The sequence below is a fragment of the Pseudoalteromonas sp. MMG013 genome, from assembly GCF_018100885.1.
Taxonomy (GTDB): Bacteria; Pseudomonadota; Gammaproteobacteria; order Enterobacterales; family Alteromonadaceae; genus Pseudoalteromonas; species Pseudoalteromonas aurantia.
In genome coordinates this window covers 86617-110394 of sequence record NZ_JAGJEE010000010.1, presented here as the reverse complement: position 1 = coordinate 110394, position 23778 = coordinate 86617, and the positions used below count along the sequence as shown (strand labels likewise).

General features: G+C 40.4%; 21 protein-coding genes. 9 read left to right on the top strand and 12 right to left on the bottom strand.

What is annotated here, in order from left to right:
• Positions 1-3: 3 nt before the first annotated feature.
• On the top strand, positions 4-1485 hold the full coding sequence (locus tag J8L98_RS11580; RefSeq protein ID WP_210996542.1) for a cadherin repeat domain-containing protein: 1482 nt from the start codon (positions 4-6) through the stop codon (positions 1483-1485).
• 45 nt (positions 1486-1530) lie between these two features.
• Here the strand turns inward: J8L98_RS11580 and J8L98_RS11575 are convergent, their stop codons facing one another.
• A complete protein-coding gene (locus J8L98_RS11575; protein ID WP_192505844.1) occupies positions 1531-2013 on the bottom strand; it encodes a YajQ family cyclic di-GMP-binding protein in 483 nt (160 codons plus the stop codon).
• A 138-nt stretch (positions 2014-2151) separates the two neighbouring features.
• On the opposite strand from J8L98_RS11575, the gene J8L98_RS11570 reads away from it, so the two are divergent.
• Both J8L98_RS11570 and J8L98_RS11565 read left to right on the top strand, forming a co-directional pair.
• Positions 2152-2502, top strand: coding sequence for a VanZ family protein (locus tag J8L98_RS11570; protein WP_192505845.1), 351 nt, complete (start codon positions 2152-2154; stop codon positions 2500-2502).
• The gene (locus J8L98_RS11565) at positions 2495-3397 is read left to right on the top strand and encodes a 2-dehydropantoate 2-reductase (RefSeq protein WP_210996541.1); all 903 of its coding nucleotides are present in this window, start codon (positions 2495-2497) and stop codon (positions 3395-3397) included. Before J8L98_RS11570 ends, J8L98_RS11565 begins: the two co-directional genes overlap by 8 nt.
• A gap of 51 nt (positions 3398-3448) precedes the next feature.
• Here the strand turns inward: J8L98_RS11565 and thiI are convergent, their stop codons facing one another.
• The gene (thiI, locus tag J8L98_RS11560; protein WP_210996540.1) at positions 3449-4909 is read right to left on the bottom strand and encodes a tRNA uracil 4-sulfurtransferase ThiI; all 1461 of its coding nucleotides are present in this window, start codon (positions 4907-4909) and stop codon (positions 3449-3451) included.
• Positions 4910-5015: 106 nt separating this feature from the next.
• Positions 5016-5672 carry a TetR/AcrR family transcriptional regulator gene (locus tag J8L98_RS11555; RefSeq protein ID WP_192505848.1) on the bottom strand — a complete coding sequence of 219 codons (657 nt, stop codon included), beginning with the start codon at positions 5670-5672 and terminating at the stop codon, positions 5016-5018.
• Between the two features lie 188 nt (positions 5673-5860).
• On the opposite strand from J8L98_RS11555, the gene coaD reads away from it, so the two are divergent.
• Both coaD and J8L98_RS11545 read left to right on the top strand, forming a co-directional pair.
• The gene (gene coaD, locus J8L98_RS11550; RefSeq protein ID WP_210996539.1) at positions 5861-6343 is read left to right on the top strand and encodes a pantetheine-phosphate adenylyltransferase; all 483 of its coding nucleotides are present in this window, start codon (positions 5861-5863) and stop codon (positions 6341-6343) included.
• Complete coding sequence (locus tag J8L98_RS11545) at positions 6340-7725, top strand: capsule assembly Wzi family protein (protein WP_210996538.1); 1386 nt, start codon at positions 6340-6342, stop codon at positions 7723-7725. The genes coaD and J8L98_RS11545 overlap by 4 nt, the downstream gene beginning before the upstream one ends.
• Before the next feature lie 1923 nt (positions 7726-9648).
• Here the strand turns inward: J8L98_RS11545 and argH are convergent.
• From argH to argC, 5 genes are read right to left on the bottom strand one after another with little or no spacing between them, the layout of a single operon-like run.
• The gene (gene argH, locus J8L98_RS11540; RefSeq protein ID WP_210996537.1) at positions 9649-11514 is read right to left on the bottom strand and encodes an argininosuccinate lyase; all 1866 of its coding nucleotides are present in this window, start codon (positions 11512-11514) and stop codon (positions 9649-9651) included.
• 34 nt (positions 11515-11548) lie between these two features.
• Entirely contained in the window at positions 11549-12757 is a 1209-nt protein-coding gene (locus J8L98_RS11535) for an argininosuccinate synthase (protein WP_210996536.1), read from the bottom strand.
• An 8-nt stretch (positions 12758-12765) separates the two neighbouring features.
• Positions 12766-13686 carry an ornithine carbamoyltransferase gene (locus J8L98_RS11530; protein WP_210996535.1) on the bottom strand — a complete coding sequence of 307 codons (921 nt, stop codon included), beginning with the start codon at positions 13684-13686 and terminating at the stop codon, positions 12766-12768.
• Between the two features lie 11 nt (positions 13687-13697).
• A complete protein-coding gene (gene argB, locus J8L98_RS11525; protein ID WP_210996534.1) occupies positions 13698-14471 on the bottom strand; it encodes an acetylglutamate kinase in 774 nt (257 codons plus the stop codon).
• A complete protein-coding gene (gene argC / locus J8L98_RS11520; protein WP_210996533.1) occupies positions 14468-15484 on the bottom strand; it encodes an N-acetyl-gamma-glutamyl-phosphate reductase in 1017 nt (338 codons plus the stop codon). Before argC ends, argB begins: the two co-directional genes overlap by 4 nt.
• Before the next feature lie 181 nt (positions 15485-15665).
• Here argC and argE point away from each other — a divergent pair, with 181 nt between their 5' ends.
• Positions 15666-16814: an acetylornithine deacetylase gene (argE, locus tag J8L98_RS11515; protein WP_210996532.1), complete on the top strand. Its 1149-nt coding sequence runs from the start codon at positions 15666-15668 to the stop codon at positions 16812-16814.
• Between the two features lie 52 nt (positions 16815-16866).
• Here argE and J8L98_RS11510 read toward each other — a convergent pair whose 3' ends face one another.
• Positions 16867-19296, bottom strand: coding sequence for a zinc-dependent metalloprotease (locus tag J8L98_RS11510; protein WP_210996531.1), 2430 nt, complete (start codon positions 19294-19296; stop codon positions 16867-16869).
• Positions 19297-19453: 157 nt separating this feature from the next.
• On the opposite strand from J8L98_RS11510, the gene J8L98_RS11505 reads away from it, so the two are divergent.
• Positions 19454-20422: a class 1 fructose-bisphosphatase gene (locus J8L98_RS11505; RefSeq protein ID WP_210996530.1), complete on the top strand. Its 969-nt coding sequence runs from the start codon at positions 19454-19456 to the stop codon at positions 20420-20422.
• Positions 20423-20460: 38 nt separating this feature from the next.
• On the opposite strand, the gene J8L98_RS11500 is transcribed toward J8L98_RS11505, so the two are convergent.
• Complete coding sequence (locus J8L98_RS11500; protein WP_210996529.1) at positions 20461-20958, bottom strand: hypothetical protein; 498 nt, start codon at positions 20956-20958, stop codon at positions 20461-20463.
• Positions 20959-20986: 28 nt separating this feature from the next.
• Positions 20987-21316 carry a hypothetical protein gene (locus J8L98_RS11495; RefSeq protein ID WP_210996528.1) on the bottom strand — a complete coding sequence of 110 codons (330 nt, stop codon included), beginning with the start codon at positions 21314-21316 and terminating at the stop codon, positions 20987-20989.
• Between the two features lie 201 nt (positions 21317-21517).
• Between J8L98_RS11495 and J8L98_RS11490 the strand changes: the two genes are divergently transcribed.
• Positions 21518-21796, top strand: coding sequence for a DUF5522 domain-containing protein (locus J8L98_RS11490; RefSeq protein WP_210996527.1), 279 nt, complete (start codon positions 21518-21520; stop codon positions 21794-21796).
• Between the two features lie 30 nt (positions 21797-21826).
• Here J8L98_RS11490 and J8L98_RS11485 read toward each other — a convergent pair whose 3' ends face one another.
• Positions 21827-22675, bottom strand: a complete 849-nt coding sequence (locus J8L98_RS11485; protein ID WP_210996526.1) for a sulfurtransferase — start codon at positions 22673-22675, stop codon at positions 21827-21829.
• Between the two features lie 87 nt (positions 22676-22762).
• On the opposite strand from J8L98_RS11485, the gene J8L98_RS11480 reads away from it, so the two are divergent.
• Positions 22763-23770, top strand: a complete 1008-nt coding sequence (locus tag J8L98_RS11480) for a glycosyltransferase family 9 protein (RefSeq protein WP_210996525.1) — start codon at positions 22763-22765, stop codon at positions 23768-23770.
• Positions 23771-23778: the final 8 nt, after the last annotated feature.

The window sequence follows — 23778 nt, the reverse complement described above, 5'->3', positions numbered from 1 at the left end:
ACCATGTTTCATACGCTAGCTAAAAAAAGCTTACCTTTGAGCCTTATTGCATCCGCTTTAGTACTTACAGGCTGTGGCTCAAGTGATAAAAATAATGCACCAACACTCACAGGTAATCAATCACCAACAGTCCTAGAAAACACCACTTTAGTTGGCTCATACACGGCAAATGACGTTGATGGAGATGCATTAATCTTAAGCTTGAGCGGTGAATCAAGTGCACTATTTAACCTTGAACAATCAGGAGAACTGAGCTTTAAAGACGCACCCGACTTCGAAGTGGTTGGAGACACGACATTTAGTGTAACAATAACCGCAACAGAGCAAACTAATGATAAGCTCAATGCATCATTAACAATTTCTATTTCTCTTGATGATGTAAAAGATACACCTGATTTTGCAGTTGTCCAAACCGTTTCCCCCGACTTTTTGGGCTCAGAAGTGGTTTACATCGATCCTGTCCAACAAAACGTTGAAACCGGCTTTTATATAAAAGATGCCTCAGACTATACGCTCAGCACATACAAATCAGATATATACCATATTGGTCGCTTTAAGATTGATGAAATCACAAAATATAATCGTGCGGCACCTGACGTTGCGCTTTGGTCATATTCAACACAAGACAGTCAAGACTCGGTGAGTCGAAACCCGTACTCATTAGTCTCATTAAATGACAATAAAGCTTATCTTATCCGCTATGGCTCTGGAAAAGTGTGGATAGTAAACCCGCAAGCCACACAAGCTGAAGACTTCAAAATCGGAGAGCTAGACATTTCTCACTACGCACATAATAATGCGAATAATACCCCCACTCCATCATCAGCTGCAATACTGGATGGTAAACTGTATATTGCCATGCAGCGTATTGATGACAATTGGACGCCGGGTATTGCTTATGTTGCAGTATTTGACACCTTAACTGATACAGAAATAGAAACCAATGCATTAGCTGATGATGAATTTAAAGGCATCCCGCTTGTAGGGAGAAATCCATTAGAGAATAGTGTTGTCACTGCTAATGACAAAGTATATGTCACGTCTCGAAGTTCATATTCTGGGACTGATTTATCATTAAGTCGAATTGAAGAGATCACCCCTGAGGACTATTCAGTACGAAACATTATTGACGCACAAGCCATCCCAGAAAACGAATCAGCCGTTATCAGAGCGAGTGTTATCGTATCTGAGGAAAAAGGTTACTTTTATAGTAATCAAACCTTTTTTAGCCCAGAGTACCATGTAAAATCAACCCTGCATGAGTTTAACCCAACGACAGGCGCAGTGATTGCGAGTAATATTGCCAACACTGGCGATGATGCAATAGTACAGCTAGCTTTGGATTCAGCAAACTTTTTATGGATGGGGATCAACAACCCAACAACACCTGGTGTTGATATTATCAATACTGCAGATAATATCCCTGAGGGTACACGCTTACTAACTGAACTGACTCCGTCAACGATTCGCTTTGTGGAAAAGTAACAGTTCTAATAAAAAGCCTGCAAATGCAGGCTTTTTATAGAAAAATCAATCTCGGAAATTTTTAAATTGAAATGGTTGACCTAGCTCCCCGCTGCGCACAACCTGCATTGCTTCTTGTAAATCATCTCGCTTTTTACCCGTTACACGCACTTCTTCACCTTGAATAGAGGCTTGCACTTTAATTTTTGCATCTTTAATTACTTTGACCACTTTTTTAGCCATCTCCTTGTCAATGCCCTGCTTCAAAGCCACTTTACGAGATACATATTTCCCAGAACGCTCAATATCTTTGAGTTCTAAACTTGCGACATCGAGACCACGCTTTGACGCCTTACTGGCTAATATATCGAATAACTGCATCACTTGTGGATCCGCTTCCGCTTTTAACGTGATCGTTTCATTCGCAAGTTCAATTGAAGCATCTACACCACGAAAATCATAACGGGTTTCAAGCTCACGTTTGGCATTGTCTACTGCATTTTGTGCTTCTGTAATTTCAATTTCTGACACGATGTCAAATGATGGCATAATAATTCTCCTAATAGATATCCATCAATTATATCAATCTAAAATTAAGTTTGGACAGCTTTTTATATTCACCCAACAGCCAGTTTTCAATGATATACTGACCGCACTCTTTAACACACCAACAATCTAGGATGTTTTGTGACCAGACGTATTTATCAAATTGTTTTGCTTATCACCTTGGCCATTTGTACCGTATTGTTTGCGAGAGAAATCCAGCATTCGGGTATACAGATAGAACACCTTGATAAAATTGCTCACTTCGGCATATTTTTCATACTCGCTTTTATTATGCAGCATGCTTTTAAATGGCCTATGTGGTTACAAATTACTTTATTAGCAAGCTATGGAGTTGGCATTGAATTAATGCAAGGCATGCTCCCCCATCGTCAAGCATCTTTTGCAGATTTTATCGCCGATGTACTTGGGGCTGTCAGCTATTACGCAAGCTATACTTTATGGCGTACTTGGTGCGGTAAAAAATATGGCTAATATACACATTCTGGGGGCCGGTGCTATTGGCTTATCCCTTGCCAATGCTTTTAGTCGCGCTCACCATACGACTTTGCTAGTAAGGCGCGAATACGCGACCCCATTTACTTTTTATCACGATCAAAAAAGCCATGTTCTCCCTGTTGAGCACATCAACATTTATTCACTAACACAACGCTCCCTCGTTATTAGTAACTGCTTTATTTGTGTCAAAGCATATCAATTAGCGCATGCTTTTTATTCAATATTCCCGTACTTAACAGAACAAGCAAATGTATTTATTAGCCACAATGGCATGACTAACCTCAATGAATTTAAACAACACCTAAGGCCAAAACAAGCACTTTTCTTTTTTAGTACGTCAATGGGAGGATTAAAAATAAATGATACGACGGTACAGGCAACGGGAGTCGGAGAAACCTATTTAGGTGTATCAAATGCAACAGCCTCAGAACGATTATCATACTGCTTTAGTGAGTTTTTTTCTTCGCTCTTACCTCATAGCAGGATCCACCCTGATATTGAGCAACTAAGGTGGCAAAAGCTACTGGTGAATATCGCTATAAACCCTTTATCTGCAATCCACCAAATCAGAAATGGCCAACTACGCCAACCAAAATACGCCAGTACCATTTTACAATTATTAAATGAAGCATGTACCGTCGCGCGTGCAGAAAAAATCGATGTTGAGCTTAGCGAAGCACTAACAACAGCCTATCAAGTAATGGCTCGCACACAAAATAATTCCTCATCTATGGCGCAAGACGTTCTGAATAATAGAAAAACCGAAGTAGAAGCTATTTGCGGATATATCGTACAAAGAGGTGAACATCACAGCATTGACACGCCTTTTAACCGAAAGATGCTCATTCAATTATTGGACTCTCACAATTGATGAAAAAAAGCTGAGTATGCATAACTCAGCTTTATCATAAGTGCACTCCCCCTATTCAGGCTTGTACACTTTTACGTTCATAAACCCATTCTCATGCAAGATAAGTGCTTGCAACTGACTCATTACGCCTTTTTTACAGTACAGATAATATTCTTTATCTTGAGGTAAATCCGCAAACTTGGTACTTAAACGGAAAAATGGTAGGTGTACAACTTCCACATTATCTACTTCAAGAGGCGATGCATCTTCCTCATCGGGCGCACGAATATCTAAGATCACGCCATTTTCGGGTAGCTGACTTACACTCTCAGCTTCTTTTACTTCTTCTTTTGCTTCAGCTTCTATATCTCTAATGTCTTTCACTGTGGCATTTTTAATGACCGTGTCTAATACATCAAAATCAAATTTAGCTTCTTCGGCAATAATTGTATCAAGTTTGGCTTTTACTGTTGGTTTCTTAGAAATAACACCACAGTATTCAGGCATTGCTTCCGCCATTTCAATGGTGCCTATGTCTCTTGCTATATTGATAATTTCGGCTTTATCATGTTGAATCAGCGGTCGAATAATCAACGTTTCCGTCACTCTATCAATGACATTTAAGTTCGCAAGCGTTTGGCTCGATACCTGCCCAATACTTTCACCAGTGACTAAAGCCGGAATATTTAATCGCTCTGCGACTTGGCTACCCGCACGCATCATCATGCGTTTGAGCACCACTCCCATTTGACCGTTTTCAACATTTTCAAGGATTTCAGCAACAACAGGTTCAAAATCAACAGTAATAAATTTAACCTTATGTGTGGAACTGAAACGATTCCACAAGTAATGACTTACCTGTTTTACACCGATTTCGTGAGCTGCTCCCCCAAGATTGAAGAACAAAAAGTGTGTACGAGCGCCCTTTCTCATCATTTGATAAGTTGCGACCCCAGAATCAAACCCACCAGAAATGAGCGAAAGTACATCTTCTTGAGTTGGAAGTGGAAATCCTGCAATACCGTAATGGGTATGGGTTACAATGTAAGCTAATGCACCCTTAATTTCTATTTTTACAGTCACTTCGGGTTTGCTAAGCTTTACCTTTGCACCTGATACATTTTGATTTAAGCCACCGCCAACATAACGTTCAACATCAGAGGACGTAAACGCATGCTCCCCTTTTCGTTTAACTCGAACGCAAAAAGTTTTATTTTCAATACTGTGTCCGGCAAGCTCTAATGTACGTTGATAAATATCATCAAGAGTATCAAAGGGTGTCTCCTGTACTTCAATAAACTGTACAATGCCAGGTACTCGTTTTAAGTTATCGATAAATAACGCGTGAATTGTTTCATCAGTACTTTGACTCTCAACTGAAATATTGTCCCAGTTATTTTTTACTCTGACATTTTCATCAAAACGACGCAAAATAATTTTGATATTTCTTTCAAGCACTTGTGTAAAGCGCTTACGAACAGATTTGCTCTTGATTGCGATCTCAGGATGCAGTTTGACGATAAGTTTAAGCATAGAAATAACTCTTTAGACTGGGCGAATGCGCGCCGGGACAACTGGCGCGCGATTATAGCAAATTTCTACACGACTAGGAAATAACCACTTGGCTAAAATGACCTAATTACGCAATACTCGGTAATGACTCATCAGCCAATTGCTGATAATGCGCTTGTAATAAACCTATTTTTTGTGTGCTTAGGTCAGTACAATAAGGCTTAAATAACATCAAAACTTTAACTATCCCATTGTAAATATCTTGCTGCTCTAACACCCCAGTTAAACGACGCGCTTTCACATAAGGCGTCCAAAAACTCACTGTCATTTTCAACATATGTGCGACTTCAACTGCATCCTCATCGCTAATATCAATCACTTTGCTGGTTCTTAAGCCAATCACCACTGATCGAACTTGTTCAAACAAGTCTGCTTGAAAAGAAATGTACTCCTTTTTCAACACTTCATCCCTCGCTAAAATATCGGTTAAGTTGTCATAGAAAAAGTGATAACGCCACATCAGTTCAAACAATGAATCTAAGTACTTAGTTAGTTGTTCTAGCGGTTCAAATTCCGTATTCAAAGGTTTAAAATGAGTACTTAAATGCTCTCGATATAATGTAAAAATATTACGGATAATGTCTTCTTTGTTTTTAAAGTGGTAATACAAGTTCCCCGGACTTATTCCCAAATTAGAAGCTATGTGGTTGGTGGTTATTGCTCGTTCTCCATGTAAATTAAACAAAGCAATACTGGTACGAATAATTTTTTCCTTGGTATTCATATCCTGTTCTCTCTAACACGCAATTTTTATAATGTAAGTAATATATAACCAGCTAAGTATAGCTAATTAGAATAACTGAAAATAGCATTAATCAGTTTTAGATATAAGCAAAAATGCATCTAAGCAGACCAGTGAAATATAAGAAAAACACTGGTATTATGACGCAAACTCATCGAACTCATTGATTTATGAAAGTAACTGCCCTATACCCAGGAACATTTGATCCATTAACAAATGGTCACTCTGATCTCATTAAACGAGCAGCTAAAATGTTTGACGTCGTGTTGTTGGCCATAGCCTATAATCCAAACAAAAAACCCTGTTTTACGCTCGATGAACGTGTGGCGCTGGCCGAACAGGTACTTAGTGAATATAAAAATGTGCAAGTCATTGGATTTTCTGGTTTACTCGTCGACTTGGCACAGCAGCACAATGCCAGTGTACTTATCAGAGGTATTAGAGCGGTATCTGATTTCGACTATGAATTTCAATTAGCAAATATGAATAGACGATTAAACCCCGATTTAGAAAGTGTTTTTCTTACTCCTTCAGAACGAAACTCCTTTATCTCCTCTACTTTAGTTAAAGAAGTTGCGTTACATGGTGGAGATGTAAGTGAATTTGTCGACCCTATCGTCGCTCATGCATTAAAGGAAAAACTACACGGATGAAACATTTACCGTTAACACTCGCAGTCTATTTTTTCACCAGTACACATGCTATAGCAAGCCCTTGGATCACATCGGACGAAAGCGCGCTCAAGCACTCACTCGACTTACTCGCAAGCCATGGTGTAATCAATCGTCCAATTAATCAATACCCACTTTTATGGCAAGGTATTGTACAAGATCTCTCTCGCGTTGATGAAAGTACACTCAGCCCACAAGCGCATTTTGCCTTACAGCATGTTAAACATGCTTTGCAACAAGCAAAGCGAGCACAATACTCAAGCATTAAGGCGTATTTTGATGACGCTCCTTCGCTGAATAATGACTTCGGTTCACGACAAGCTGCTCAGTCAGGTATAAATACATATAGCATCATCACTGGCACTAACGTCAGCGCTAAAATACAAGTGAATTATGCTGACAAAGCAATAGATGAGAAAAAGATTAATCACTATGGTAGTCACTTAGCAATACTATATGGAAATTGGTCCCTCAGCGCGGAACGTTTGAATTATTGGTGGGGTCCAGCCAATGACAATGCGATGATGTTGTCGAACAATGCCGCCCCAATGAAAGCAGTACGACTCAGCAGAGCCAACAGTGATTATGATGGCCCTCGTTTTCTATCATTTATCGGGCCTTGGCAAGTCACAGCGATTGCGGCTAAGCAAAAACCTCTTTTATCGCAAAAACACACAGGAGACTTTTGGGGAATAAGACTATCAACTACGCCAATTAGTGGTTTAGAGCTGGCTTTTAGTAGTACAAGTAGTGACTTTATTTTCTCTGGCCCAAGTAATTTAAAGGATACAGATAAAACAACAACACAACGCCGACTGACCAGTTTTGATTTTAAATATTCAACCCTCATTGCAAATCGAGCATTGTCTTTTTATGGTGAAGTGATGGGCGATAACGATAAAGGTCTCGCGCCACAAAATAGTATGCAGACTTTTGGTGCCGAAACATTTTTTAGTAACGCCCACTATCGTGCCAAAGCCTATATTGAATATAGCGACAGTACAATTGACTGCAAGGCACAGCAAGCAAGCTTTCAATGCAACTTTGCTGAACCTTCACAAGGCTCCGATTACAAAGAGCGTGATCAGTGGCTAGGCGCAGCAATTGGGCCTCAAGCTAAAAGCATTACCCTTGCTGCAGATTACTATCAAATGTCTGGCATCGGTGCTTATGCCAAATTAAAACACATCGAATTTGAACATATCAAAACCAAGCGCACTTTATTGGAAGTAGGCTATCAACACGGCTTGCTTGGAGGACTAGGTAAAATAAGTACTTCTGTTTGGCAAGATAAAGATGAAAATAAAAATGGGAATGATGATGTGAACAGTGCGGTAAAATTAAGTTGGGAGTTCCAGTTTTAATCCGAAGAGCATAAAAGTATGTATAGGTAAGTTTCATCAAGCTGGTCTTATACTACTTTTATATGCTCACTATGTCACCTCATGCCAGAGAGTAGATGTTTAGCACGCATATTAAGTATCAATGATACTCGAAAAAAGTAAAACCATGGATACACCTAATAATAGTACGGGCATAGTTAGCCGTGAATGATTCAAAACATAGTTATCTTCTCATTAAGCCCGCCCCGAAACACAAGCCTCCTACTAGATTTAATAAAGCGGTTATTTAACATATACAGCACTGATAAAAGATCGCACCCGGCTTTTAAATTTATATTACCAAGAAATCTCTATGTATAATTAAAGAGAGTACTACTATTAAGTCTAGTAAACTAATAGACTTGATATACAGATTAGCCAGCCACACGGGATAATAGAAAATCTCCTCAGCCACAGTTACCATGTGTAAAAACAAGAAAAGAAAAGCAATCCATTCGATGCGACACATAGGATAAGGTAAAACCTTGATATTCTCCATTTTTTAGAATTAATTTCATGAGCTTATAACTTGTTAAAATAACTAGAAAAATCCATTGTGCAATACAAAAAACCGAATACCCTGATAAGGTTCAATGTAAAAATCAGTGATTGATACTAAAAGCTGGCATTATAGGAAAAAAATTGTAGAAAGCTCACAAACGCAGATTCAAGCGGGTAATGCTTTTCATCAGCTTTAAAAGCACTTGGCTCAAACATTCGCGCAAAATTCAGCCGTGTAGTGATTAAAACCATCCATAACATCAAGTTATTTACCAAATCACTCAACAATGGCAAGAAACTAAGTGATGAACTAAACAATTCTAACTTATTCGATGACTCTATTAAGGCTGTGGATATTAAAATTTTTCTTTGAAAGGGTAAGATCAGACCTATTGTAGTTAGAAAAGTAGTTATATATTATGACAATGATAATTCCAGATTAAATCATGAAATTTCAATTACACAAAAAACTAAAATACAAAGCATTCATTTAAAAATAGCATGAATATAAAAATTTATTACCTATATATTAGTTAAGAAGAAAACCTTTTTTTTATTGCAAAAAAACCAAGTAAATCCCGATTTAAAATAAGAACTGAAACCATAAATATATCAACAGAATTCACTAAAATAGTATATAAGTGCCAAAACCACCAAGAATCTTTATTTTCAAAGAAATGGAGATCAATGAACATTATAAAAAATAACATTGAATTTATTGATAAACCTAAAAACACGTAAAAAGATGCTGTACAGAACTCTATTTTTCTTAGTTTATGAATTAAGTAAATAAGAAGTATAACGAGTAAATCATATGCTATCCACTCTAGATAAACCCAATAGCTAAAACTTAACTTTACTAAATGATTACTTATAAAATATGAAGTTGCCATAACAGCTGAGGTAATCAGCAGAGAGAGTTGTCTATTAATTCCAGATATATAAAAGAAAAGGTTAAGTAGAAAACTCAACCCCATTCCAATAACGATAATAGTATCAAAGTGTAAAGATAACTCCGATAATGCATTACTCAGCTGGACTATAATATGTACTCTCCCAAACCTCTAATCTTTAGACTTAGGCCTCGCGCCACCGCCTCGAGCCCCAGAAACAGAGCCTAGAATTGACTTACTTATTATGACCTTACCAGAAAGTTCTCTATTCTTACTAGCACTTTTCGATGATTTGCTTTTTTTTGCTAACATTTCAATTGATATAAACATAATTTCCCTCAGTTCCAATATTAACTCTTTGAGACTTCATGCCCGAAGTGTCAAAAAGCCATGACCATTGAAATTAGGCAAATACCGAGCCACAATGTTAAAATATTTAACAAAAAAACCAAGAATTGCAACACTATTCAGAAAAACAAAATAAACCAATTATAAATCGCAATTAATAACTCTATGCGACATACCTACATGATATAAATTTACTGGACTTATTGGTTAACATAAACTCCATTGCAACCTCATCACAATTGTCTTTTCTTAAACACAACTCACAATCTTTCATGACTTTTTCAGGTAAACTTTCTTTAGTGCAATCAATAAACCCTTGCTTTGTAAAAAAACCAGGCACCCTTGTTAACACAATGATGCGATGTAGCGCCAACTTTTTAGCTTTAGACAATAAATAGTCAACTAATTGCTGCCCCTGACCTTTGACGTCAACGCTTGGGTTAATACCTAATGAGCGAATTTCGGCCAGACCAGTATCATAAATATACAATGAAGCACATCCTGTTACTTTTCCACCCACTTCTGTCACTGCAAATTCATTGATTGAATGCACCATGTCACTTTTGGCGCGAGGCAGGTTCTCTCCGACCTTAGCCCAGTACTGCACAAGCCCAGCAATTGCTTCTACATCATTTAGCGTTGCATCTCTTACCGTAATTTGCCGTTTTTTTTTCGCAGTTTTAATCGCATCACTTACTTGCGGCAAAGATGTGCCGCCTAATGCTTGCCGTGCGGCAATACATGCGTCAATTTCTAATACCGGATAAACATCTTCCTCAATGGCATCACAAACAGCTTTAAACTCTTCAATCGGAAGCTGTTCAAGATTTTTCTGCTTTGCAATTGCTACTTGAACTAACTCACCAACAATATGATGCCCTTCCCTAAATGGGATCCCCTTAGCCACTAAATAATCAGCAAGTTCAGTGGCATTGGCGTGCCCCCCTCGCGCCGCTAATAATGTGCGTTCAGAGTTGACTTTCAGCCCGTTTAAACACGCTTGCGCCATATGAATACAGGCTAACCAAGTTGGCATTGCATCAAACAACCCTTCTTTATCCTCTTGCATGTCTTTGTTATATGCAAGTGGCAGCGCCTTTAGAGTCATCATCATGGCACTAAAAGCACCAAATACTCGCCCAGTTTTGCCTCTTATTAACTCTAAGGCATCAGGGTTTTTCTTCTGAGGCATCAATGATGAACCAGAGGTAACACTGTCGCTGAGTTCGATAAATCCAGCTTCTCCTGAATTGTAAAAAATTAAATCCTCCGCGAAGCGCGATAAATGAATCATTGAAATACTGGCACAGCTCAGTAATTCTACGACGAAATCTCTATCTGAGACTGAATCTAAGCTATTTCTTGATGCTTCTGTAAAACCGAGTGTAGACGCCAGAGCTTGCCGATCTATGGGGTAAGCTGTGCCAGCCAAGGCTCCACAACCAAGAGGGCACACATTCAAGCGTGCAATTGCATCATTGAGCCGTGACTCGTCACGTTCTAGCATCTCGACATAAGCCATACACCAGTGACTAAATAGTACTGGTTGTGCACGTTGTAAATGCGTATAGCCCGGCAGGATAGTACCAAGCTCACGTTCTGCAACCGCTATAAAGGCAGCTTTCAAGCTACCAATCGCGGTCAATATTTGCTCCGCGCTTTGACGACTCCACAACCTGAAGTCTGTTGCAACTTGATCATTTCGACTGCGCCCAGTATGAAGCTTCTTCGCCAAGTCACCCACTTTGCCGATAAGCTTAGCCTCAACGTAAGAATGAATATCTTCAAACCCTGATGTGGCAACCGCCGTCGGGTTTTCCTCAACCTCAGATTGTAGCTGCTGTAACGCGTTGACCAACTCTTGATGCTCATTACCAGTTAAAACATCAACTTGCTGTAATGCGCCTGCCCATGCAATTGAACCAATTATGTCCTGCTCTGCCATTTGATAATCAAATGGCAATGAGTCATTAAATTGCTTAAATGCAGCGTCAGGGCCTGATGAAAACCGGCCACCCCATAATGCCATGTCTATTCTCCAAACTCAGTACAATTAAATCTGACTATTTTGCTTTACTATTCAATGTTGCTATTCTGCTTGATAATGAAAACAAGCGAATAAAACCTTCAGCATGAGACTGGTCATACACATCGTCATCCCCAAATGTTGCAAAATCTTCACTATATAAGCTATTCACCGACTGCTTTTGTACCGCATGAACTTGACCTTTATACAGCTTAAGCACAACTTCGCCCGTCGCCAAGTCTGATAACGCTTCTGCGCCAGCTAAAATGGACGCTTTTAATGGTGTAAACCAACGACCGTCATAGACCAAATGCGCAAACTCATTGCCCAATGTTTCTTTCCATTTTCGACTAGATTTATCGAGTACCAGTTCATCTACCGCTTGTAATGCAGCCATCATGACTGTGCCACCCGGTGTTTCATAGCACCCTCGTGATTTCATACCAACTAAGCGATTCTCAACAATATCTATTCGGCCTACGCCATGTGGTGCAGCCAAGTTATTTAATTGAACTAAGCAATTATACGGGCTATAACGCTCACCGTTTACGGCAACCACTTGCCCTTTCTGTACAGAGACCGATATGTACTCAGGCTTATCAGGGGCCTCTTCAGGAGAGTTAGTCATGGTCCAAACTTGTTCACTCGGTTGATTCCACGGGTCTTCAAGTTCACCACCTTCATGTGAAATATGCCATGCATTTGCATCTCGACTGTAAATTTTTGTCGCAGATGCGGCACATGGAATATCACGCTGCGCTAAGTAGTCCAATAAAGATTCACGACTGGTCAAATCCCACTCTCGCCAAGGTGCAATTACATCAAGATCTGGTGCTAAAGCCGCAAAGCATGCTTCAAAACGTACTTGATCATTACCTTTGCCAGTACAACCATGGGATAACGCATCTGCGCCAACTTTACGTGCTACTTCAACCTGAGCTTTTGCAATAATAGGTCGAGCCATAGAGGTACCTAACAAGTAAGTACCTTCATAAATGGCACCTGTTTTTAAGGTCGGGTAAATATACTCACTGACCATTTCTTCCTTTAGGTCAACAATGTGACATTCAGACGCACCTGATGCTATGGCTTTCTCTTCAACACCCGTTAACTCATCAGCGCCCTGCCCTACATCAGCCACAAATGCGACAACTTCACAGTCGTACGTTTCTTTTAACCAAGGTACAATTGCCGATGTATCTAGACCACCTGAATATGCCAATACCACTTTCTTAAATTTACTCATGATCTTCCTTACAGATAATTTGGGTTTAACAACGAGACCAATAATGCATTTTGCGCATGCATCCGGTTTTCAGCTTGTTGAATGATTTTTGAATGGGTGCCATCCATCACTTGTGACGTAATTTCATACTCTCGATGCGCGGGTTGGCAATGCAATACACAGCTGGCACCGGTTTGATCTAATAAAGTTTGATTAACTTGATAAGGCATAAATGTCTGTTTTACATGTTCAAGTGGTGTATTGTCGCCCATCGACACCCACGTATCTGCATACAGAACATTTGAACCAGCGGCTGCTTCGACTCTGTCGCTAATCAAAACAGACGCACCATTAACTGCCGCGATTTGTTCTGCTTGTTTTACTATCTGCGCATCGGGAGAATGCCCTTTGGGGCACACCACAACGAAATCTGTTCCAAGAGTGGCCGCCAGCAACATCAACGAATGTGTTACATTATTGCCAGCTCCTATAAATGCCAACTTAAGTTTACTGACATCTCCATAAACTTCTTGCAAGGTTAAAAAGTCTGCTAGTGCCTGACATGGGTGATACAAGTCACATAAACTATTTACAATGGGAATGCTCGAATTTTCTGACAACGTAGTCAGTGTGCTGTGATGATTCACTCGCGCGACCAAACAATCAGCCCAAGTGGCAATATTCAACGCAAAATCACGCACAGACTCTCGACTGCCCATCGCGCCATTTTGTTGATCTAAATAAACAGCATGTCCTCCGAGTTTATTAATGCCAATATCAAAAGATAATCGCGTTCTTAAACTTGGCTTCTCAAATAGTGTTACGACTGATTTTCCGGCCAGTGCCTGACTATATTCTTGAGGTTGTTGCTTAATATTTAGCGCTAAATTAAGTAATTGTAAGGCTTGGTTTTTATTTAATTCCAAACCTGTTAAAAAATGTGTCATCATCGTATTTATTCCTAAGGTGTAACTTGTGTTCCAGCATGTTTTCCGCCAACCAGAAACGAGAGGTTTTCTGGCTTTTGCCAACTTGAAATGTACACTCCTCGTCGTAAATATTGGGCTGCGCGAAGGCTGGTCTTTACTTTGACCTCCATTCCACCCACGATGACTCCTGTTTCAATAAGCATGTTAATCCCCTCAGCATTCAGATGCCGAATAGGCTGCTTATTTTTATCTAATACGGCTTCTACATCAGTCATAAAAACGAGTTCAGCACCGAGTGCACTTGCGATAGCTTCCGCAGCTTCGTCTGCATTCACATTATATAACTGCCCATCAGGACCAATACCTATTGAACTTACAACCGGTAAACGGCCCATTGCCAACAACTCTGGGAGCACACCGGTTTTCCCAACTTGGCACTGGCCAACTTGGGCTAAGGCTTTTAACTTTTGCGTGACTGTTATGCCTGCTTCATACAAACTACAACCGAAAGGTTGCAAATTTGCGACAATAGCTTGTGCCATGAGCTGCTTATTTGCGCACCCAGACAACGCACCAATAATATATGGCATTTGCTCTTTTGGACTGATCCGTAACCCTTGATGCTTTGCCGTTGCAAATCCAGCATCACTTAACCACCTATCAACTAATGCCCCCCCTCCATGGACCAATATGAATTGGTTGCTTGGGTGACATGTTGCAATTTTAGCCATTTCTTTAAACAACTCTGTCGCTGCATCATCTTGATTTAAAACTGCACCACCCACTTTAATTACCCAGGTCTTCATACGTTATTTTCCTTTAAACCGAAGTAACTAGGCTGTTCATTGACAATATTCATGCACTGAATTGCTTGTCCCGCAGCCCCCTTTAGTAAGTTATCGATGGCAACCACCACGATAAGCTGCTCACCTTGTTGCTGCCACCCAATGTCTACGTAAGGCTGTTTAACTACCCCTTTAATTGAAGGCAAAACACTGCCTTTTAAGCGAATTAAAGGCTCATCAGCAAGCACTTGATACGCTTGTTCAACATGCGCGGCACTCGTATTAGGCTTTAACTTGATGTAAATAGTTTCTAAAATGCCTCGCGCAAAGCTGCCCAAATGTGGCGTAAATAAAACAGGGTGTTCAAGGTATTGAGATATTTCAGGGGTATGGCGGTGATTAAACAACCCATATGGCGCAAGTGACACCTCACAAAAATGCGTCGCCATATTGGCTTTTCTACCCGCCCCAGTAACACCCGACACCGCATTGATAATGACAGGCTCATCCGAAAGTAAGTTGGCATCTTTCAAGGGCTTCAGTGCATTAAGAGCTGCAGTAGGGTAACACCCAGCTACCGCGATCAATTGTGCCTTTTTAATCTCCGCTGCATACCACTCAGCTAAACCATATTGCGCTTTTTCCAGCCAATCAGGGGATGGGTGCTCAAATCCATAATAGTTATCATAATCATCACGGTTTGCTAACCGGTAACCACCAGACAAGTCAAACACCTTTTTTCCTAGCGCTAAAAACTTGGGTGCTAACTCAACGCTCACTTTATGATCTGTGCACAAACACACATAATCAGCTTGATCAGAAATAACGTTCAATGCCTGCTCAGTTAGCGGTAATAAAAAAGTGTCGAGCAAACCTGTATGTTCTGGATACAACTCACTCAATAACTTGTTTTTATCCAAGCTTTGCTCTGACACATAACAACCCTTCAGGGAGAAGTGGGGGTGTTTGGCTATTAAACTGGCAAGCTCTGCGCCGCTATATCCACTGGCGCCAATAATCACTACATTCTTCATCTTTTGTACTTTCTCTTAATATCAATTGCGTTTTTACATCGTTATAGAATTAAATAGTGAATATTTATCGTCGCATGCTAGCCCTTAAAATATATTTATGCTGAAAAAGTGAATTGATATTCATCTTAAACAGCTTTACATTGTTATGCAATTACTTTGAATAAATATTTTGGAAAATATTATGCAAAACCCAGATTTTTTATCTATGTACCAACAATTGATCGCCAGCCCTTCCATTAGTGCTCTCGATGAATCTCTAAACATGAGTAATCTAAGCACCATTAATTTGCTGGCCAGCTGGTGTGAAAACTTAGGCTTTAATATTGAAATAACTGAGCTGACAAGTGCCCCAGGGAAATACAATTTACTTGCAAAGCGCGGTGAAGGTGATGGTGGTTTAATGCTTGCTGGTCATACGGATACGGTCCCATTTGATGATAGCCGCTGGAGCCAAGACCCTTTTAATTTAACGATCAAAGACAATAAGTTATATGGTCTTGGTACAATTGATATGAAAGGCTTTTTTTCCTTTGTATTAGAGGCTATTAGTCAGCTAGATACAGCAAAACAAACTGCCCCGATTTTAATTTTGGCCACCGCAGACGAAGAAACAACCATGGCTGGCGCACAAGAAATAGCAAAACATCCAACCCTAAAACCTGAGCGCTGTATTATTGGAGAACCGACCGATATGACACCCGTTTTTATGCATAAAGGCCATATGACTTCAGCGATTAGAATAATTGGTCGTTCAGGGCATAGCTCAGATCCTGAGCGAGGGCTCAATGCGATTGAAATAATGCACACCGTCATTGCAAAGCTATTACAGTTAAAAGAAAAGATAAAGAATAAATATTCAATTGAGGATTTTGCAATCCCCTACCCAACACTCAATCTAGGGCATATTCACGGCGGAGATAATGCAAACCGGATTTGTGGCTGTTGTGAATTACATATTGATATACGCCCGCTCCCAGGGCTTAGTATCCAAGAGTTACAACTGCTGTTACTTAATTCTATAAAATCCATCAATGATGAGTACCCCAATAGCGTCTCGGTGATTGATATGCATGAGCCAATTCCGGCTTTTAATGGTGTAAAAGATAGTGCGTTAGTTAGCCTTGCTGAAAAAATATCAGGGGAAAAAGCGGTTGCGGTAAATTATTGCACGGAGGCCCCCTTTATTCAGCAATTGGGATGCGAGACGATTGTGCTGGGGCCAGGTTCGATTAAACAAGCTCATCAACCCGACGAGTACCTTGCCATGGAAAAAATAACGCCTTCACAACAGATAATCACGCAGTTGATCAAAAGCTGCTGCTTTGAATAATGTGATATGACAAAAAAGCGCCGAATGACGCTTTTTTAGTCGTTATTTAATACTAAATCGGTGAACCTGGTGGGGTTTTGATGGCTTTAAAGCTACCTAACCATTTACCTGAAATTAAAAAGTGCTGTACTTGCTCTGACAAATAATGCTTAAACGCACTATCGCCTTTACTAACATCATTAAACAATCCGCTCTGCGTATAATCAGCCACTAGCTGCGCTAGATAAAAACGCAGCTGTGCCTGAACCTCTGGGTCTACTTTATCACTCAAGCTTAATTCAGCCAATTTCTTAGCCGTTAAATACTGCACACGCTGTGCTAGTTTCTCGCCCATTGCGGTGTCTGAACGGTGGCCAAATACATATCCATATGTCTGACTCAGTAGGTCATCTAAGCTAAACGCTGCTGATGTTCTTGCTCCTTGCTGCGCAACACGATTTAACCTCTGAGTATTGAATAACAAATTAAGTGTATGGTTCACTGATACTTCAGGTAATGCCATAGCATCAAATGTTAAACCAGTACGTCCATAAACACTTTCCCGTGTTTTAGACTCCCCATAAGCTTTGGGGGGTAACAACGCCAAAATTGATTCTGGTATTTGCAGTGTCTTTACATCAAGGGTTGCCAACATCGCCTTTAGTGCCTGTTGTTGCTGTGCTTTTGCAACAACTTGTGCCCCTTTTATGGGATGTTCACCACGTATTTCGTAATCATAATCAACGCCGCCAATCAATTTAACCGCTGACTCAACTTGAAAACGATGAAATAAATATAATGGCACTAACTTTTCTTCCAATTGTGATAGCGCTTCACCCGTTTGCAAATTATTAATCCCAAACGTGCTCAAAGCTTGGCTACGCACATCTAACACCCTTAATAACTCTAAAGATGGATCATTACCATTATCCCAAAGATGCGCTGTCGGGTGAGCACCGCCTTTCGCTCGCGCATCTCTATCAGAAATAAACTCCAATCCTTGGGTGCGATTTTCAGCCAAAATAGCTTTCAACCCTTGTGCTTCATTAGTCGCTGTGAAGTCACTGTACCCATACTTTATAACTTGCTTATCCCATGCTCCCATGCCTTTTGCATAGCCCTGAGTAATATCCAACTTACCTTCGTTATTAAAGCTCACTAACGGATGTGGATAGTCCATTACTGACGCCCTATCTTTAATCGATGCCGAAAAGTTATGTGCAATACCTAAAGTATGCCCTATTTCGTGTGCACTTAGCTGACGAATACGGTCAAGTGCCATGGCATGTAAACGCTCAGTTACTTCATCGCCCTTAACAAAAGGTGCAGCTAATGCTTGAGCAATTAAAATATCCTGTCGAACACGCAAAGAACCCAGCGTAACGTGTCCTTTAATAATTTCACCGGTTCTCGGGTCTATGACTGACGCTCCGTAAGACCAGCCTCGTGTTGCTCTATGCACCCATTGAATAACGTTATAACGAATATCCATAGGATCGGCATTTTCTGGTAATATCTCTACTCGAAATGCATTTTTGTATCCTGCGGCAATAAACGCATCATTCCACCATGTTGCGCCATCTAATAATGCCGTTTTCACAGGCTCTGGCACACCTGGATCAAGGTAGTAAATAATAGGTTTTATTGGCTCACTCACCGCAGCCATAGGATCTTTTTTTGCTAAACGATGACGCGGAATATATCGTACATACATCGACTCCCCCAGTGGAGCAGAGTAATCTTTATGCTCAATACTCCAATACCCTGACTGCGGATGAAATTGACGAGGTGTGTAATTGCTATCAGGCAACTTTACCAAAGAATGGTGCTGATGGACCGTGATAGCATATGGGTCTGCACTGACTTGACGTACAAATTCACCCGGTTTATTGCCTTTAAATGTCAATAAAGCTTCTAATTCGGTATTATCAACAAATGCTTTTGAACGTGGCATAAATACGGCACTTCGTCCGCTATCTAAACTGAAATTCCCTTGCTTACGTGCTGCAAGGGTGCGACTTACGCCGTGTACATCACTTAAAAGATAAGGGGTATAGTCAACCAATACACTGTCATCATCCTCAGCAACCACTTTAAAGCCATGGAGTATGCTCGATGCAAATGCCTCTTTCACACTTTGTTGTTCTGCTGCATTGTCTGAACTGGCTTGATAATACGAGTTTAAAGCACGTAACATCACTTTATTTCCGAAACGTTCAAATTGCACCATATACGTGCCGCCTAGCTGACCTCGGTCTAAACCAATGTCATTTGAGCCAACACCGTATGGCAAGCTATGCTGTAATAGGAATGGCTGTTTAAGTTTATCAATGTCTAAATAAATTTTGCCACTGTTGTTATCGGCAAAAAACGTATAATAGCCAGGAAAATGATTAAGTTTATCAGTAAACTCATCAATAGACTTAATTGCTGCGTGCGCTTGAGTTATCATAGCGCCTAGCAAGGTGCAGAGAATATAAGGTAGTAACCTAAATTTTTGCATATTCTTACCTTTGTTATTAGTGGTTTTAATGGTCATCATGAGCCAAGTATATAAAATTGTATACAAAGTTCAGCCATTTTAAGACGAAATTCAGCGCGGTTGCTGTTATCTCTCACATTAATTGACTGCAACCAAAACGTTATCAGGATCCAAAACTATGCGTAGACTGCCCCCAGTGTTAATTGAAGATGGTTGTTCTAGAGAATTACTTTCACTTATTCGTACTATTTTAGCTGCATGTAAAGAAATTTCATTTCGTGTTGGTCAAGGCGCGCTGTCTGGCGTACTGGGCTCAACATTAGATGAAAATATTCAAGGTGAAACGCAAAAGAAACTTGATGTGTTATCAAACCAACTTCTAAAAGACATTCTACTTGAATCAGGTTACGTTAAGGCGATTGCTTCTGAGGAAGAAGATTATACCGTTGCGGGAAACCCTGATGCAGACTATATCGTGGCTTTCGATCCACTTGATGGCTCATCCAATACCGATATCAATTCATTGGTTGGCACTATTTTTTCAATAATGGTTGCCCCAAAAGATTCTGATCCCGCGGATCCTGCTATTTTTATGCAACCGGGTCACCAACAAGTGGCTGCTGGATATGTCTTATATGGACCCTGTACCACATTGGCACTGACGATTGGTAAAGGCACGCGTATTTTTACACTTGATAAAACACATGGCAGTTTCTTACTTACTGAAGAGTTTGCGCGCATTCCTGAAGAAACTCAGGAATATGCTATTAATGCCTCGAACCAGCGCCATTGGCAGCCAGCCATGCAGAGCTATATCAATGATTTACAAGCAGGAAGTACGGGGCCACGCGCAAAAAACTTTAACATGCGCTGGATTGCGGCAATGGTAGGTGATGTGCATCGCGTGTTATGTCGTGGTGGTCTATTTACCTACCCTACCGATACTAAAAACCCAGAAAAACCCTATAAACTGCGTTTACTTTATGAGGCAAACCCGATGGCTATGCTTGTAGAGCAAGCTGGCGGCGTTGCTCATACAGGTGAAGAACGTATTATGGATATCGAACCGGATGCTATCCACCAACGCGTAGCAGTGATCTTAGGATCGAAAAGTGAAGTAGAAACCTGTTTAAGTTACCACAACTAAATTATTCAGTTAAATAAGAAAAATAGCGGCTCTTGCTGCTATTTTTCACAGGCTGCAGACTCGCGAATTAATTGCAACCACGTCTCAAGCGCAATCGAACGTCCAACCAGTGCTATTTTTGGCAACCCCCATGCGTGTTCAATCCAATCACAAATGCTTTTCTCTAGCTTTGCTTCTAGCTCTAAATACCCTGCATCCAACCAATAATACAGCTCACAATCGAAATCGTCACAGCGGCTCGCATCTAAATAAACACTACCAATACATTGGTCATTACTTACCGAAAAGACACTAAATGCAAATGCAATTTGCTCTTTAAATTCCTGATGATGCTGGGCAAGTGAGGCACGATTTTCCTCAAGAGTCATGTCCGCTTTAGGCCAATCCATAATGCCTTTAAAGAAGGTGCTCAAGCGCGTTTGATTACGCATAACAACCGCATAGTCAGCCTCCGCAACACTAGGCTCTAAAATCACGAGCTTAAACTGGTTATCTTGATAACCATTGAAAATAATTTTTGGTGTCAACACATTCACTTAAAGCCCTTATCTTTGCTTTTACTTGCTATTCTATCAATGTCTGCAGCGTACGAACTTTCTCTAACGTTAATGACCCCATTTGCTCTGGGTTCGCTAGCGCATACAATGCCCCTTCAATTTGGCGATGATCTATATCGCCCCGTATCTCTAACAAGCCAGCCCACAATTCTAACTCTTCAATAGCAATATCCAACGATAGAACACGTTGTAAAACATAAGCTAAATCCTCACGAGTTAAGGTATAAACAACTTTATCTTGCGCAAAGTGTATTAACGCCGAATAAGCGCTTTCTTGCTGCTCTGTAAAACGTACAACGGCAATAAGTGCATCTAGGTGGGAGAGAGAGTTAACCATAAGTTCCTGTATCTATTAAATCTGTTGTGCAATTTAGCCACATAATGAGCAAAGCATATATTTGCTCAATAACACCTGCCTTCCCAAAGTTATGGTAGTATCTGTGCCTATTTAAGCACTTTATCTATATGGGTCAAGTTTATGCACTGTGATGACTGCCAACAAGTTTTATCTTGCACCACAGATGAAAAATGCTGGTGTATGACGCTACCAAACATTATGCCTCTACAATCAGATAAAAACTGCTTCTGCCGCAGCTGCTTAATCAAAAATACACGTAATTATATTGAAAATATGGCAAATCAACCTATTCAACAGCAACTCAAGCTTGCACAACAGCACGCCTCTTCCAACTCATTTTTAGAGGGACTTGACTACGATATAGAAAATGGCTTAATGGTCATGACCCGATGGGCACATTTAAAACGCGGTAAATGTTGTAGTAATGGCTGTCGACATTGTCCATTTTCAAAAGCTTAGTGCGGTTATATCATCGTTAATCACTTTGATTTACTTTCCACTTTCACACCTAATGGGCAATTCGTCACAAAATTGCATACTGCCCCATTCATTCCATGAACCATCATATACTCCCAGCTTAGTATAACCACATTCATCTGCTGCCAACGCCAATATACAAGCGGTTACCCCAGAACCACAGCTAAATTGCAAAGCTTTCCCTTCACACCCAAGCAACCTGAATAGCGCCTGCAGCTCCCCTATGGAACGTAATAAGCCTCGTTCAGTTAATAATGCGTTATAGTGTAAGTTTTTACTATTGGGGATATGACCACTGCGCATACCTGTTCGCGGCTCTTGTTCACAGCCCGAAAAACGCAATGGGCTTCGTGCATCTAACAACAGACTAGACTCGTCTAAAATCGTTCTAAGCACTTCATAACGTTCAATAAACTGCCAATCAGCAGCTCCTTGGATAACGGTAAAGTTACCCATTGAGTTAGGCGTACTGTATTGCTGTTGAACAGGAAAACCATGGAGTAGCCACTCTGGCAATCCGCCATCCATTATAAATACGTGTTCGAACCCCATGCTCTTGAGCATCCACCAGCCTCTCGCAGCTGAAAAAAGCCCAGAATCATCATAAAGTACCACCGTATCATTTTGATTCACGCCTAATTGGCGCATGTGTGACTGGAACTGTTTCGCATTACACATCATATTTGATAATTGCGTTTTTGGATCTGATAGTGAACCACTAATATCAAAGCGACCTGCACCTCGCACAACTGCACAAGGCTTGTAAGGGCCTGCCATTCCTGGCTTCACAATCCCAGCATCAAACACAGATACTTTATTTAGATTCTCTGCAACCCAACTACAACTTTTCACATTTTTCATAAGGGCTCTATGTTATAATTTAACTTCAGATATCACGTACTCTAGTACTAAGCCGAATAAAAACAGTAATACACTTTACCCATTGCTATGAAAATAATAAATAACAAAAAAATTATTGGTCCAATATTAATCGTATTACCCAAATTTATTGGGGATGTCATTAATACGCTGCCCGCATTAGAATTATTGAGTAAACTGTATCCCAAGCAAAGCATTTGTGTACTAGCACGTCCCTACTTATGTGAATTATTAGAAAAAACCACCATATCCAACCTCCAAATTATTGAAGACAAACGTGATGCCGCTTTTCAAAAGCAATCTTTATTGAGCTTGGCCAAATATCTAAAATCTTATAATTTTTCACTGGCAATACTGTTTAGAGGCTCATTACGAGAAGCTATTTTATGTAGATTAGCGCGTATAAAACTCACCGTCGGATATGCACAAAACTTGCGCTCAGGGCTACTGAGTCACGCGCTTAAACTCAACCCATGCCATCACTATATTCATAGATACTGTCGATTAGTCAACGATACTCATGGTCAGCCTTTTAATGATTACTCTCTACCCACATTAGTACCGAGCCCATTAGAAAAGGCCCTGCCCTCAAACTCAATCTTAAAAATCGGACTCTATTTTGGTGGTGAGAACAAAGGCAGTCGTCACTACCCCATTGGGTTATCTCAGCAAATACTCACTCAGTATGCCGATCAGTTTCAGTGTCACTTTTATCTCTTTGGTGATAAGACTGAAAGCAAAGATAATGCGCGCTTACAACAACGGTGTACTGATAATAATATACAGCTCACAGACCTAAGTGGCGCCACGACTTTACCCGTACTTATCGATTATATTGCAGTCATGGATTTAATGATTAGCATCGATTCCGGCCCGATGCATATGGCTTGTGCTGTTAATACCCCCTGTGTCGCGCTTGTCGGTTTCGGCACATCAGCCTGGTCCTCTGTAGAACCCAAAAACAACGCCTTCAAAGTAATTAGAAATACGAGTAAGAGCCTGATCGAAGCCAATATCATCACGTCAATTACACCAAAAAGTGTGGTGATTGCCGGCAAAAAACTGCTAGAGCGCTAACATTCCCA

What these genes read in the sequence shown, in the direction of transcription:
- argB (WP_210996534.1), bottom strand. Translation starts at nt 14,471, where the DNA reads ATGAAGACCTGGGTAATTAAAGTGGGTGGTGCAGTTTTAAATCAAGAT.
- argC (WP_210996533.1), bottom strand. Translation starts at nt 15,484, where the DNA reads ATGAAGAATGTAGTGATTATTGGCGCCAGTGGATATAGCGGCGCAGAG.
- J8L98_RS11510 (WP_210996531.1), bottom strand. Translation starts at nt 19,296, where the DNA reads ATGCAAAAATTTAGGTTACTACCTTATATTCTCTGCACCTTGCTAGGC.
- argH (WP_210996537.1), bottom strand. Translation starts at nt 11,514, where the DNA reads ATGGCATTATGGGGTGGCCGGTTTTCATCAGGCCCTGACGCTGCATTT.
- J8L98_RS11535 (WP_210996536.1), bottom strand. Translation starts at nt 12,757, where the DNA reads ATGAGTAAATTTAAGAAAGTGGTATTGGCATATTCAGGTGGTCTAGAT.
- J8L98_RS11565 (WP_210996541.1), top strand. Translation starts at nt 2,495, where the DNA reads ATGGCTAATATACACATTCTGGGGGCCGGTGCTATTGGCTTATCCCTT.
- J8L98_RS11555 (WP_192505848.1), bottom strand. Translation starts at nt 5,672, where the DNA reads ATGAATACCAAGGAAAAAATTATTCGTACCAGTATTGCTTTGTTTAAT.
- J8L98_RS11505 (WP_210996530.1), top strand. Translation starts at nt 19,454, where the DNA reads ATGCGTAGACTGCCCCCAGTGTTAATTGAAGATGGTTGTTCTAGAGAA.
- J8L98_RS11530 (WP_210996535.1), bottom strand. Translation starts at nt 13,686, where the DNA reads ATGATGACACATTTTTTAACAGGTTTGGAATTAAATAAAAACCAAGCC.
- J8L98_RS11485 (WP_210996526.1), bottom strand. Translation starts at nt 22,675, where the DNA reads ATGAAAAATGTGAAAAGTTGTAGTTGGGTTGCAGAGAATCTAAATAAA.
- J8L98_RS11495 (WP_210996528.1), bottom strand. Translation starts at nt 21,316, where the DNA reads ATGGTTAACTCTCTCTCCCACCTAGATGCACTTATTGCCGTTGTACGT.
- coaD (WP_210996539.1), top strand. Translation starts at nt 5,861, where the DNA reads ATGAAAGTAACTGCCCTATACCCAGGAACATTTGATCCATTAACAAAT.
- J8L98_RS11575 (WP_192505844.1), bottom strand. Translation starts at nt 2,013, where the DNA reads ATGCCATCATTTGACATCGTGTCAGAAATTGAAATTACAGAAGCACAA.
- J8L98_RS11480 (WP_210996525.1), top strand. Translation starts at nt 22,763, where the DNA reads ATGAAAATAATAAATAACAAAAAAATTATTGGTCCAATATTAATCGTA.
- J8L98_RS11545 (WP_210996538.1), top strand. Translation starts at nt 6,340, where the DNA reads ATGAAACATTTACCGTTAACACTCGCAGTCTATTTTTTCACCAGTACA.
- argE (WP_210996532.1), top strand. Translation starts at nt 15,666, where the DNA reads ATGCAAAACCCAGATTTTTTATCTATGTACCAACAATTGATCGCCAGC.
- thiI (WP_210996540.1), bottom strand. Translation starts at nt 4,909, where the DNA reads ATGCTTAAACTTATCGTCAAACTGCATCCTGAGATCGCAATCAAGAGC.
- J8L98_RS11490 (WP_210996527.1), top strand. Translation starts at nt 21,518, where the DNA reads ATGACGCTACCAAACATTATGCCTCTACAATCAGATAAAAACTGCTTC.
- J8L98_RS11580 (WP_210996542.1), top strand. Translation starts at nt 4, where the DNA reads ATGTTTCATACGCTAGCTAAAAAAAGCTTACCTTTGAGCCTTATTGCA.